Origin of the sequence: Caballeronia sp. LZ032, assembly GCF_031451315.1 — a bacterium.
In the GTDB taxonomy this organism is placed as follows: Bacteria; Pseudomonadota; Gammaproteobacteria; order Burkholderiales; family Burkholderiaceae; genus Caballeronia.
Genome location: NZ_JARUXP010000002.1, coordinates 892,528 through 905,631, shown reverse-complemented (window position 1 = coordinate 905,631; position 13,104 = coordinate 892,528). Strand labels below are relative to the sequence as shown.

Here is a 13,104-nt window from a genome sequence, read left to right as displayed (position 1 = left end):
GCCACAACCGCCGGGGCTTAAACCACGGTTCGACATGCGCGTAAATCTGTAGGTTTGTACTGGCGTTGCGGCAGCGGTGGAGGGCGTAGCCCGGAACCGCTGCCGCATCGCCGCGCCGAGGAGTCCGCCCCGCTGGCGGGGTGCCTTGTCGGTGGTCGTGGTAAATCGGGTATGAACAGCTCTTCCATGTAGCGAAGGGAGGCTGAGTTGCCCGGCCGACACATCAACGACCATCAGATGAGGCTCTACATGAAGTACAGGCTCAAGGAAGGACCAGCTCAAGCGGCTGCGCGCGCCGGGTTCAGCGCCGCCACGGGTTATCGCATCGATCACGATCGGCGACTGCCATCGCAGAAGAAGGCACCACGCGGGCGTCGGCGTCCCGATCCCCTAGCGGCAATCTTTGACACCGAGATCGTGCCGCTGCTCCAGTCCGCTCCCGGCATCCGGCCGATAGCCGTACTGGACGAGATGCTTCGGCGCCACCCCGAACTTCCGAGCAACGTGCGGCGCACACTGGAGCGCCGTATTCGTGACTGGCGTGCACTCCATGGCGAGGAGCAAGACGTTATGTTTCGTCAGGTACACGAACCCGGTCGTCTCGGGTTGTCCGACTTCACCGAGATGGGCAGCCTGGGCGTCACGGTGGCGGGTGTCGCGCTTGATCACCGCCTCTATCATTTCCGGCTGGCCTGCTCGGGCTTTGAGCACGCTCACGTCATTCTCGGCGGCGAGAGCTATGTCGCGCTGGCTGAAGGGCTGCAGAACGCCATCTGGGCACTCGGGGGCGCGCCGCGCGAGCATCGCAGCGACAGCCTGTCGGCGGCGTTCCGCAATCTCGATGCCGACGCGCGCAAGGATCTCACCACGCGTTACGATGCGCTGTGCGCGCACTACGGCATGCAGCCCACACGCAACAACCGTGGCGTTGCTCACGAGAACGGCTCCATCGAGAGCCCTCATGGCCACCTCAAGAGCGCAGTGCGCGATGCGTTGCTTCTGCGCGGCAGTCACGACTTCGACAATCTCGGTTCCTATCGCCGCTTCATCGACGAGATCGTCGGTCGAATCAACGCGCGTAATGGCAAACGCATCGAGCTCGAGCGGGCACTGCTTCAGCCGCTTCCGGTCCAGCGTACGTGCGACTACGAGGAAACGCGCGTGTATGTCACGACTACCTGCGGCTTCGTCCTGCGCAAGGTGTTCTATACCGTCCCATCACGGTTGATCGGCCATCACCTGCGCGTACGGCTGTACGACGACCGGCTGGAACTATTTCTGGGCGGCACGGCCCTGATGACACTGCAGCGCGGCCGCGCGGGTCCCAATGGCAAGCACGGCCACGTCATCAACTACCGGCACGTGATCCACGCGCTGCGCCGCAAGCCCATGGCGCTGCTCAACTTGGTCTACCGCGATCAGATCTTTCCGCGCGAGGCGTATCGACTGACCTTCGATCGCCTGCTTGAGCAGCTACCGCAGCGCCAGGCATGCAGGACCATGGTTGAACTGCTCAGCCTGGCCCACGAGCACAACTGCGAAGCGCAACTGGCCCAGGCGCTGCAGCAGTGTCTGGATGATGGACAGTTACCCGACCTGGACGCACTGTGCTCGCGTTTCGAAGCGAAGCGCACGAACAGCATGCCGGAGGTGAACGTCCAGCTAGCACCGCTGAGCGACTATGAGGCTCTGCTTGACGACATCGCAACGGAGGTGACGGCATGAGCCTCGACATCGACGCCACCCGCCTGTCGCTGCTGCTTAACGATTTGCGGCTGCCCGCCATCAAGCAGATCTGGTCCAGCTTTGCCGAGCGCTCCGACACAGAAGGCTGGCCGGCAGCGCGCCTGCTGATGGCGCTGGCCGAACACGAGATCGCCGAGCGCGATCGACGCCGAGTCGAACGTCACCTCAGGGACGCGAAGCTGCTACCGGGCAAGACATTGGAGAACTTCGATTTCGACGCGGTGCCAATGGTGTCGCGCGCGCACGTCTCGGCGCTTTGCGCGGGCGACGGCTGGTTGCGGAACGGCACCAACCTGATTCTTCTAGGGCCTAGCGGCGGGGGCAAATCGCACTTGTCGTCGGCGATCGGACTGAGCCTGCTGGAGAAGGGCTGGAAGGTCCTCTTCGCTCGCACTACCGACCTCGTGCAACGGTTGCAGGTCGCGCGCCGCGAGCTCGCACTTGAGTCCGCCATCAATCGGCTGGATCGCTTCGACTTGGTCATCCTGGACGATTTCGCATATGTCAGCAAGGATCAAGCAGAGACGTCGGTGCTGTTCGAGCTCATCAGCGCCCGGTATGAGCACCGTTCCCTTTGCATAACGGCCAACCAGCCGTTTGGCGAATGGGACAAGGTTTTCCCCGACCGAGCCATGACGGTGGCCGCCGTCGACCGGCTGGTCCACCACTCGACCATCTTCGAGCTGAACGTCGAAAGCTACCGTCGCCGAACTGCCCTGCAGCGCAAGCAGCAGGGGCCGGGGCGCCCGGCCAGTAGAGCGACACCAAAGAACGTTGGCGTGCCACCGACACAGGAGGATCAGCACGGCATCGACTTCACCGAATGACCCGCTGTTCTCATCCTGATTGACGCGCGGCTTTATCATCCTGATTGTCGCGCCGGCAGAATAACTGCGACGTCACCATTACACAGCAATCCTCAGCTACCAAGGGCTTCAGATTGATTGTCGCGCTACACCCACTTGCCCGCGTCAATCAACGCCGCGCGTCAATCAACAAACGCTTGCCAGCGTCAATCAACATCGGCATCATCCATTCTGCCGCGACATTCTCAACTTGATTTATATGAACGCCCCCGATGCGCCAGGTTTTCTTGTGCTCTGATTCGACAGGATAGGTTGCAGCTTTATATGCGGCCTTTTTGCAGCCCCATCCGCTGCTGGCCCCGATGAAATCCGCTGACTCGCTCCTCATTTGTCGCACGAGCTGCATGCTCAAATCAAGTTTCAGGTTTGGCGAGTCCCGGTCCGACCTGTCTTGTCATCACACTCGATTGCCAACGCAACCTTTCGACGTCACCCTGTAATCTCCACATTCGCTTATCAGTTCGGTATTCCCGGATTCAGGCTGCCCGAATACTAACGTGGTCGGATCTGTACGCTTTGTCGTGCGCGAGAACTGCCCAGATCGTTCGGGCCATCTTGTTGGCCAATGCTACGGTTACCACGTTTGACGGCCGTCGCTTCTGCATCTCCTCGGCCCATGTTCCAGCGTGCTTCGCGTGAAAGAGAACGCTGCGAGCGCCGTGGATAAGCAGCGTACGTACATATGTGTCGCCGCGGCGGCTAATGCCCAATAATTGAACCTTTCCGCCCGTGCCAACCTGCTTGGGCACGAGACCGAGCCAGGCAGCAAACTCGCGCCCGGACCTGAAGGCCTTCGCGTCGCCCATGGTCGCAACGGTAGCTGTCGCTGTCAGCAAGCCAACGCCCGGAATCGCGGCGATTGCTTTGCATGCGTTATCGTCTTTCATCCACGTCTGCAGACGCCGTTCAATGTCAGCAATCTGTTTGTCAAGCCGCTCAAGGTCGCTCCAGAGTTCGCGTAACGACTCAATCAGCATCGCCGGCAGACGCTCGGCCAGCTTCGCGAGCACCCCGGGAATCGCCTTGTCGAGCGCGGCGCGGCTCTTGGCCATTACCTCGCCGTATTCGGTCAGCAACCCCCGCAGACAGTTCATCTGCGCCGTTCGAAACTTGATCTTCTGTTGCCGCAACCGGTGCAGCGCCAATACAGCCTGCTGCCCTTCTGTCTTTACTGCGACGGCCTTGCCGGGCATCTGCGTGGCCATCCAGATCGCACGCGCATCCGCCGGGTCATTCTTGTTGCCCATCACGAAAGCCTTGACGAACTTCGCCGGCATCAGTTTGACCTGATGGCCCATCTCGATTAATCGTCGCGCCCAGTGCTGGGCACCTCCACAAGCCTCCATGCCGATCAGACAGAGCTCGCGATTCGCGAAATGCTCAAGGAATACGGCACGCTTCAGTTGCTTGCTCACGATCTCACCTGAGTTAGCATCGACCCAATGCAGTTGGAAGACGTTCTTCGCGATATCCACCCCGACCGTCGTATACTTCATTTCGGACCCTCCGGTTCGCCTGTGAAGATCTCAATGATCTTCCATTTGGGCACTTTGATGCCGTCGGCCCGTGAGGGTCCCCTTCCTTCAGCCTCTCGCATCCGGTAGGTGGGGGCGTTCATTCCATTTGTCGCGCGTCTCTCATCCGGATTGTCGCGCCACAAACTACCGCATTGCGACTCCGGCGATCCAGGCCTTCTATGACCTGGTAATCCGGTGTCTGCACTACAGGATCATGGGGGCGCTGATCTACGGGCCGTCCCGCATCGGCAAGACGCGGGCGATCGAGTACGTGCGACTGCTGCTGGCGCGCAACTATCCGAAGATGACCAGCTACCACGCGCAGTGTGAGCACAAACCCCGGCATGCCGAAGGCCCGTTTTTTGCGAACTTGCTCGAGGCCGTCGGGGACCCTGATCCCAACGCGGGTTCGAACCCGTCGAAGCGGATGCGACTCTCGCTGAGAATACGCGAAGCAGCCGCGCGCGCGGGCAGCGGCACCGTACTGCTTTTTTGCGACGAGGCACAACGCTACAACGAGAACGAATATGAGTGGTTGCGCGATGTCCACGATGCTCTGGACCGTCAGCAGATCAAGCTTTTCACGTTTCTGGTTGGTCAGCAGGAGCTTCTCGCGCAGAAGACCGGCCTGCAGATCGCCGGAAAGACGCAAATCGTCGCGCGACTGATGGTCGACGAACTGTCTTTCTATGGCATCCGCGACGCGGAGGACGTGGCCACCTGCCTCGACGGTTACGACAGGACCGCTTACCCAGAGGGCAGTGACTGGAGCTTTACGCCCTTTTACGTCCCGCGCGCATTCCAGGCCGGATATCGTCTAGTCAGCAACGCCGGTGTCCTCTGGCACGCATTCGAGTCTGCCCACCACCGCGCCAATCTGCCCGGCAGGCTCGAGATACCGATGGAGTCGTTCGCGAGGGCGGTCGAAATCGTGCTGAAGGAGAGTGAGCTTAAGGACGCTCTACAATACACGCCGGACATTGCGCTGTGGGCCCATGCGGTGCATCACTGCGGCTATGTCCAGTCCCGTCATGCGACCGGCCGCGTGCTCGTCGCCGCCTGACGGAGAGCGCGGCTCAGCGCCGCGTTTTCCGATCATGAGGATGGACGAGCATGAATTGACGCCGGCCATGGGCTACGTCTTCAGCGCCCGGTGGGTGGATCCGTGTGAATCGCTCGTTTCCATCTTCTGGAAATTTGCCAGGGCGAACTCGGCCGCGGGTCACGTCATGGCGCGCCTGCTCGGTCCGGAGATTGATCCATACGAGGGTGTTGCGCCGAGGGCAGATGTGGTCGACGTCCGCCGGCTTCGCCACGCATTCGATGTCCCACCGAAGATGCTTTACGGATCGCTGATACAGACGTCAAAGCGGGGCCGTTGCAGCGATCGTCTTCGTCGGTGTCACCGCTGTATGGGGCGCGGCTACCACAGCGTCATCCATCAGTTCGATCGTGTCGATGTCTGCCCGGCCCATCATCTGCCGCTCGAGACCAAGTGCCGACGTTGCGGATACGAAGCACCCTTCGTGATCAATGTGCGGCTCCTCGAAGCGCCGTACAGATGCGCGAATTGCCGCTGGGCCTATGGAAACAAGGCATATTCGCCAGCCTCGCACCGGCCCATGACGCGCGCGGAGCGCATTGCCATTTGCGGGAAGTCCTACCGGCTGCACTTCGGGTAGGGCCCGCTGCGCTGGCAGTGCGGGCGGGCTTACCGGTGCTTCTTGGCGAGCCCCGGTTACCGGCCTACCACTTGAAGTGCCGTGCAGCAAACGCCTGATCGAACTGCCTGGCTCGCTGCACGTCGTCACTGTGCAGATAGGTCGATGTCGTCGAGATTGATGAATGGCGGAGGTTGTCGCGCACCATGATCAGCTCGGCGCCCCGCGCCAGCGCGTGCGACGCGTGCGTGTGCCGCATCCAATGCGGGCTCGCCCGGCGCAGCTTTTCGGCCGTGTTGGGCCGCTCGCCCTCGATCGCATCGGCTACTAGCACGAAGAAGCGTCTCAGAACGCGCCAGAGCCGCGTGCTTTCGATGTGGGCGCCGTCCTCGTCGAGACTTGCTACAAGCGGCACCCCCGGGTTCCAGCGGACGGGCGTGACCGGCAGGCCTCGCTGCACGAGGTACTGGTCGAGTGCCGTCCGCGCAAGCGGAGGCAACGCGACCTTACCGCGCTTGCCACCCTTGCCGAACACGTGCAGCCAGTGATCGCCGTGTTCATCCAGGCGGACGTCGGCGAGCGTTGCGCCCACCAGCTCGCTGGCGCGCAAACCGGTTGCATAGCCGAAGTCCAACAGAAACCGCAGGCGCTGGGCGGCCGGCTCGGTCCAGCCGTAGGACCATTCGAGACCGTCGGCGAGCGTGCGGGTTAGCAGCCACTCACCCTCGGAGAAGCTGCGGGACACGTCCAGGCCTACTCGCGGTGCATGGCTCCTAACCTTGACGCCGGCGAACGGATTGGCGAGCACGTAGCGCTGCTCGATCAGCCAGCGGAACAGCGCCGTCAGGACATTCAGTGCGTACGCTGCTGATCGGGGCGAAAGCGCACCGGTGAAGGGCCGCCATTCGACACTGTGTCGTGGCCGCGACGGCCCAACCCAGCGATCGCGCTGCGTTGGCCGTCGCAGGAATCCGCGATACGCGATGGCGTCGTCCGTGGTGAGCGACGACAGCGCACGGCAGCGCTCGATAATCGCCCACAGCATCAGGCGCTCTGCTTCTTTACGGTAGGCGCGCTGCGTGGCGGCCGACTCATGGAGCGACAACCAGGACTGGATCGCCTCGTAGTCGTTGGACGCATTCAATAGGCAGGCGGCCCGCGGTGCGCGGAACTGTCCGCCCGAACCATCGACCTCACGCGGCACGCGCAACTGCTCCCACGGTACGATGTCCCCGACTGGTGCTGCGGAGATCAACGCCCGCGCCCGCTCGGTCAGCGCCGGGGACGCAGCGAAAAACGCCTCCACGCGGCGTGCGCTGGTGACACCGAGTCCGGCGATTGCGGTCCACCAGCGGCGCCGGCGCGGAATCCGCACGGTCAGGTCAGCCAGCGTCCGGATGCCGTGCGCACGCAGAGCGGCCACCGCTCGCGGTGGCAACCAGCCGTCGATCTCGTCGGCAATGTGCGGCACCGGTGCTGGCAAGCTGCGCAACGTCTCGATTACGTGCGCGACGGTATCGGCCGATCCGGCGGACTGCTCACTGATGAATACCTCCGCCAGATCGGGCCGATGGTGGCTTGCCGCGTATGAGATCAAGGCGCGTCGGATGCGGCCGAGCGCGCCGCGCGCGGATGCCCCTCGCGGCTTGCGGTCGCCCAAATAGCGGGCCACGGCGGCTCGAGCGCCGAGCCCGGCGTACCAGGCACGCAGCGCGGCCAGTTCGGCGTCGTCGGGAAACGCGATGGGTTCGGTCTCGCGCGTTTTCATGCTTGCCAGTTTAGGCCGGAAACAGTGATGGACAGATAAGACTATTTATCAGTCTAGCCGCAGCCGCGGGCCCGGGCCATTGCACTCAGCCGTCCCGATTTCTATCGCGGTCAGCCCGTGTGGTGCGCCACGCCGGCGGCGGCAGACCGACCCATTGCTGCCGATCGGGTTCTTAGGGTTACGATAGCTCATATCGGAGTGAACCGCGCTGGCCGGCTTGTCCTCGCGCAGCGCATGAAAGACCGGATGGCGGACTTCGCCGTTGGGCGTCCATTCTAGAAAGGCGACCTCCGCCACGATGTCAGGCTTGAGCCAAAAGAATTCGCGATCCCGTTCCGGTTCAGGCGCGTTATAGAAGGCGGGTCGAGCCTGTTGCAAAGTCTGAACGCGCTTGCTGAACGCAGCGCTTCGCGCGGGCGTCAGGTGAGGGGCAACATGGCCGGCATACCGGAAGGTTCCATCGTGCTCGTAGACGCCCAGCAACAAGGAGCGCACGCCTGATTTGGCGCCCTTGACCCGCGAGAACCCGCCGATCACGAACTCTTGCCGGAGATTGCACTTGAGCTTGATCCAGTCGTTTGAACGTCCTGACCGGTACGGCGCGTCGGCCCGCTTGCCGATAATGCCTTCGAGCTGCATCTTGCAGGCGGAGGCCACGAGTGAAACCGGGTCCTGGGCGAAATCGTCCGAGTAACGCAGGAGCGGGCTCTGCAGTAGCGCGCGACGCGCGCGCAGCGGCTGTTCGCGGATGTCAGTGCCGTTGAGCCACAACAGATCGAAGATAAACAGGACGATATCGGCTGTACTGCGCCGGTCGAAGGCGTTCTGCAGGGCATTGAAGTCGGGCTTTCCCGTCGCATCAAGCACGACCGCCTCGCCGTCAATCCATGCGGTATCTACTGGAAGGGTTTCAAGTGCGGCGCGCAGCCGTGGCATGCGCTCGGTCCAATCGTGCCCGTTGCGCGTGACCAGCGCGACGTCACCATGTTCGATGCGCGCGAGCATGCGATAGCCGTCAAACTTGATCTCGTAGGACCAGTCGCCTTCCCCAGGATGACGTTCAACCAGCGTCGCCAGCTGCGGCTCGATCAGCGTGGGCATTTGGCCTGCCCGCGTATCAGGCGCGCGAACGCGCGTCGCGCGCGAACGGCTCCAGCGCCCCATGTTAGTCGTCCGCGCTCGGCGGCAAGCCACCGCGGTCATCGGCGTCATCGTCCTTCCAAAAAAGATTCGGCGGATGAAGCGCCTGCGTCGTGTCAATCCCAGCCATCTGAAGGGCAGCATCGATGCACTGGAGTTCGCGATCGAAGCGCATCGGCCAGCGCGACGGCGGTCCATCGTCGCCTAATAGCGTCATGCCGTCATGGATGACGGGGGCGTATCGGGCAACCAGCAGCGCATCGACGAGCTGCGCTTCCCGTTTGGCTTGTTCCAAGAATGTAGTCGCTTTCATGGCGGCGCCTCCCGCCCTCGGTGACGCAAGCGTTGCGCCCGGGGAGTGACGTGAACGGCGAGGCGTTGCCTATCGAAGACAGGTCGAACGGGACTTGCAGCCGAGCGCTAAGGGTTTATGCTGGGCCTGTCTCCTCCATGTCCACCGATATGGATTAAGCCCGCTCGATCGAGCGGGTTTTTCTTTTTATCGTCTGTTTGCGTCCACCGAGTTGCAGTTGCCGCTCAGCTTTGATAAACGTCGGAGTTGGCTAGGAGGCAGGCCTTTACACGGGGCGGTTAGTCAAAGAGGCGCTCTTCAAAAAGACAGCTGGTCATGAAAGGCGTGGTCGCGCGGCAGGACACATTTGTCGTCTTCCAAACGATGAGCCGTTAGCGGCGCAGGTCTCAATTGCGCTCAAGGCAGCGTCTTATCCCTGCAACGAGTGAAGCAGCGGCACCCATCGTAGCGTCCATTCCAAGAGCATGCGCCATTCGAAGCCGTAAAAAGTGTGTCGGACTGCTTATAGATGGTTGCGCGCATTTGCCATTGAAACCATGCCTGACAGTACGGATTATCAGGCATGGGATCGTTGCTGGCGCGATCGGTTCTGCCCAAGCACCCAGAACCGAGCAGTAAGGACGGGCGCTGCATCGAAAGGTCCGCCTCCGCGATCGGATCGCCAACAGAAGACCAAGCAGCAAGCTAAGCCACTGCCTTCCTGCGCGAGCGCACGGCGACACACCGCCGAAAGTCCGCCGGTTCCTCACATGTGCGTCCGATTATGGGTTTGCCCCTATTGCCGCCCTATGTGCGTGATTCCACCATTGCACTGTTGTCAACAACGATGTCGACTACCGACTGTTGAACGTTTTTTGACAAACTTGTTGACATGATTTTGTCGGGGTAGATTGCCGATCAACCGGGTGCAATTTTGGAGATGGCGAGGATGAGTTCGGGCTTGGATCTAGTAGTGCGAAATGCGCGGGTCGCCACGGCAAGCGATACGTTTGATGCAGACATCGGTGTGACGGACGGAGCGATCGTGCAGATGGGCGTTCGACTACCGGCCGGCGGTCGTGAAATTGATGCGAAGGGAAGGGTGGTGACCCCTGGAGGCGTCGATGGGCACTGTCATTTGGACCAGGTCATTCCGCCGCCAGCCAAGATGGCCGATGATTTTCTCACCGGAACACGTTCTGCCGCGTGCGGGGGAACGACCACTGTCATCCCCTTTGCGGCCCAGCAGAAAGGGGAGTCGCTTCGTGCTGCTGTGGAGGAATATCACCGCCGTGCTGAAGGGCGTGCATCCGTTGACTACGGATTTCACCTCATCGTCACCGACCCGACACCAGACGTTGTGATGAATGAGTTGCCCAAGTTGATAAAAGAGGGCTATACGTCATTCAAGATCTACATGACGTATGACGACCTTCGGCTCAATGATCGTCAAATGCTCGAGGTTATGGCAGCAGCCCGCCAGCACGGCGCGATGACATTAGTGCACGCCGAGAACTCGGACTGTATCGGTTGGCTGACCGAGAGCTTGCTGAGCGCGGGACTCACGGCGCCCCGCTATCACGCGGCTTCCCGTCCAATGTTGGTCGAGCGTGAGGCGACGCATCGTGCGATTAGCTTCGCCGAACTTGTTGACGTACCGATTGTGATCGTTCACGTTTCGGGCGGGGAGGCAGTCGAACAGATCCAGTGGGCACGGAATCGTGGCATTAACATCTTGGCTGAGACCTGCCCGCAGTATCTTTTCCTCTCCGCCGAGGACCTCGGGATCGACGACAGCTACGACGGTGCGAAGTGCGTCTGTAGCCCTCCCCCACGAGACCCCGAGAATCAGAAAGTGATTTGGCGAGGTCTTGCAGACGGCACGTTCACGATCCTCTCCTCAGACCACGCACCCTTTTCATTCGACGACGAACAAGGCAAGCAACCCAACGGCGACCAACCGGCTTTTCCGTATATCCCCAACGGTATACCGGGTCTTGAAACCAGGATGCCGCTGCTCTACACAGAGGGCGTCCTCGCCGGCCGCATTTCCCTGAACCGTTTTGTCGAGCTGACGGCAACAAACCCGGCCAAGCTATACGGCTTGCATCCTCGGAAAGGAACAATTGCAATCGGCGCTGATGCTGACCTGGTCATTTGGGACGAACGCGAGATGGTCCTCGCGAACGATATGCTGCATCACGCGGTGGACTACACGCCATATGAGGGAAGGAAGTTGCGCGCGTGGCCGGGCATGACACTTTCGCGCGGCGAGGTGGTCTGGGACGGGACGATTTTTAGAGGAAAACCCGGCCGCGGAAAATTTTTGAAGCGAGGCTTGCCCTCTATCAAGCAGTAAGCGAGTACTGACGTCAACGAAGAAAACCTTGCTAACCGATTAGACGTACGAACCGTTGTTCCCAAAAAAGAAGGGGCTCAATCATGATTCAACAGTGCGGCGATTTGGTGGTCAGAGTGCGTGACACAAAAAAACTTCATCTGGCTCGGGCCGGTCTGACTACACTTTCCGCAATAGTGGCTCTAGGTTGCGCCACTCCAGTTTTGGCTCAAAACAACAACTCCGTCCTTCTGGTCGCTGGTCCGCGCACCCCCGAATCGTTGGACCAAGAATACCCGCCGACGGAGGCCAGCCACGAGGCGCGTCGAAACATATACGAGCGGCTCCTAAGCTACGAAATGAAGCAGGGTGAAAACGGAGTCATGGTCGAGAACTTCGATAAGCTCAAGGGCGCCCTCGCGGAATCGTGGGAGACGTCGCCGGATAAGACGTCGATCACGTTCCACCTCCGCAAAGGAGTGAAAAGCTTTGTAGGGGACACGCTCACCGCCGATGATCTGATGTGGACGTTCGAACGAGGTTGGAATCTTAAAGCGAATTTTCACTGGTACATGACGCAAGTCCTGAAAATCCAGGACTTTAAGGCCGCCTTCCAAAAGGTCGATGATCAGACCGTGAAAGTCATGCTACCCAAACCGTCGCCCCTCATCGAGCGAATCTGGGTCAACAATGACCTTGGAATCATCGATTCTGTGGAAGCGAAGAAGCATACGGCGACCGACGACCAATGGGCCTCCAGATGGCTCGCTAGCCATTCAGCTTCGTATGCTCCATACCAAGTCACCAAATACTCTCCTGGCCAAGAAGTCGTATACGAAGCCAACAAGAACTACTATCGCGGGGCTCCTAAGATCACTCGCGTTATCTTCCGGGAGATGCCAACGTCGTCGAATCGACTTGCCGCATTACAGGCGGGAGCCGTGGACGTCGCTGAATGGCTTCCGGCCCGGGAACTGAACACCCTCTCCAGCGTGCCCACCGTCAAGGTATGGAAGGTGTATGGAAACTATGTGCAGCGTGTTGAGATGAACAACAGCACGCCCCCGTTCAACAACGAGAAAGTCCGACAAGCTCTCAACTATGCGGTGCCACGGGATGAGATCTTGAAATCTGTCTTTTATGGGACCGCGCGGCCGACAAAGAGCCCAATCTCCGAGATCTATCCCGCATACACGGACAAATACTTCAACTACTCCAACAACCTCGATAAAGCGAAGGCGCTCTTGAAAGAGGCGGGCTTTGAGAAGGGCTTCAAGACGCAGCTGGGATATCCGACGGGAGATCAGACCGAAGAGGAGCTCGCAATCATCCTCAAGACGGCGTTCTCCAAGATCGGTGTTGACGTTGAGCTTCAGAAACTGCCCGCTTCGACGCTCGTCGAGCGTTATTCGAAGGGCACCATGCCAATGTACTTCTTCCGCGACATGGCGATCGTACCGGACGCCGGTTACGTCGCAAACCTTTGGCTGAACAGTGCCTCGTTGATCAACTACTCCCACTATAAAAATGAAGAGGTGGATCGCCTTATCAACGACAGCCTGTCGTCGACGGATGAACCAAAGCGAAAGGCCGAGATGGACCGCGTGCAGCAACTTGTCATGCAGCAGGCGCCCTGGATATTTCTCATCAACCCCGGTTACCAGCTCGCCACGCGAAGCAATGTGAAGGGCTATAGCTGGAACACCACCAACGGCAACACCTGGTACGACTTTTCAAAAAACTAAGCGCGTGGGGCCGCGTTGCCCCACTTTGCTG

11 protein-coding genes are annotated in these 13,104 nt (G+C 60.4%); 6 read left to right on the top strand and 5 right to left on the bottom strand.

Annotation, left to right across the window (positions count from 1 at the left end; all coding sequences use genetic code 11):
- Window positions 1-237 precede the first annotated feature (237 nt).
- On the top strand, window positions 238-1,725 hold the full coding sequence (istA, locus tag QCE69_RS19685) for an IS21 family transposase (RefSeq protein ID WP_309932460.1): 1,488 nt from the start codon (window positions 238-240) through the stop codon (window positions 1,723-1,725).
- Complete coding sequence (istB, locus tag QCE69_RS19680; protein ID WP_309932458.1) at window positions 1,722-2,573, top strand: IS21-like element helper ATPase IstB; 852 nt, start codon at window positions 1,722-1,724, stop codon at window positions 2,571-2,573. The genes istA and istB overlap by 4 nt, the downstream gene beginning before the upstream one ends.
- A gap of 148 nt (window positions 2,574-2,721) precedes the next feature.
- Here istB and QCE69_RS19675 read toward each other — a convergent pair whose 3' ends face one another.
- Both QCE69_RS19675 and QCE69_RS19670 read right to left on the bottom strand, forming a co-directional pair.
- Window positions 2,722-2,958: a hypothetical protein gene (locus tag QCE69_RS19675; RefSeq protein ID WP_309932456.1), complete on the bottom strand. Its 237-nt coding sequence runs from the start codon at window positions 2,956-2,958 to the stop codon at window positions 2,722-2,724.
- Between the two features lie 130 nt (window positions 2,959-3,088).
- Window positions 3,089-4,108, bottom strand: a complete 1,020-nt coding sequence (locus QCE69_RS19670) for an IS110 family transposase (protein ID WP_309932454.1) — start codon at window positions 4,106-4,108, stop codon at window positions 3,089-3,091.
- Window positions 4,109-4,343: 235 nt separating this feature from the next.
- On the opposite strand from QCE69_RS19670, the gene QCE69_RS19665 reads away from it, so the two are divergent.
- Together QCE69_RS19665 and QCE69_RS19660 are read left to right on the top strand one after the other, a co-directional pair.
- On the top strand, window positions 4,344-5,192 hold the full coding sequence (locus tag QCE69_RS19665) for an ATP-binding protein (protein WP_309932452.1): 849 nt from the start codon (window positions 4,344-4,346) through the stop codon (window positions 5,190-5,192).
- A 40-nt stretch (window positions 5,193-5,232) separates the two neighbouring features.
- Complete coding sequence (locus QCE69_RS19660) at window positions 5,233-5,811, top strand: TniQ family protein (RefSeq protein WP_244195381.1); 579 nt, start codon at window positions 5,233-5,235, stop codon at window positions 5,809-5,811.
- A gap of 64 nt (window positions 5,812-5,875) precedes the next feature.
- Here QCE69_RS19660 and QCE69_RS19655 read toward each other — a convergent pair whose 3' ends face one another.
- The 3 genes from QCE69_RS19655 to QCE69_RS19645 all read right to left on the bottom strand — a co-directional run bounded on the left by QCE69_RS19655 (window position 5,876) and on the right by QCE69_RS19645 (window position 9,011).
- A complete protein-coding gene (locus QCE69_RS19655) occupies window positions 5,876-7,558 on the bottom strand; it encodes a phage integrase family protein (RefSeq protein ID WP_309932449.1) in 1,683 nt (560 codons plus the stop codon).
- A gap of 48 nt (window positions 7,559-7,606) precedes the next feature.
- Window positions 7,607-8,659, bottom strand: coding sequence for a non-homologous end-joining DNA ligase (ligD, locus tag QCE69_RS19650; RefSeq protein WP_309932447.1), 1,053 nt, complete (start codon window positions 8,657-8,659; stop codon window positions 7,607-7,609).
- A 64-nt stretch (window positions 8,660-8,723) separates the two neighbouring features.
- On the bottom strand, window positions 8,724-9,011 hold the full coding sequence (locus QCE69_RS19645; protein ID WP_309932446.1) for a hypothetical protein: 288 nt from the start codon (window positions 9,009-9,011) through the stop codon (window positions 8,724-8,726).
- A gap of 928 nt (window positions 9,012-9,939) precedes the next feature.
- Here QCE69_RS19645 and hydA point away from each other — a divergent pair.
- Complete coding sequence (hydA, locus tag QCE69_RS19640; RefSeq protein ID WP_309932445.1) at window positions 9,940-11,349, top strand: dihydropyrimidinase; 1,410 nt, start codon at window positions 9,940-9,942, stop codon at window positions 11,347-11,349.
- An 83-nt stretch (window positions 11,350-11,432) separates the two neighbouring features.
- Window positions 11,433-13,073: an ABC transporter substrate-binding protein gene (locus tag QCE69_RS19635; protein WP_309932444.1), complete on the top strand. Its 1,641-nt coding sequence runs from the start codon at window positions 11,433-11,435 to the stop codon at window positions 13,071-13,073.
- The last annotated feature ends 31 nt before the right edge of the window (window positions 13,074-13,104 follow it).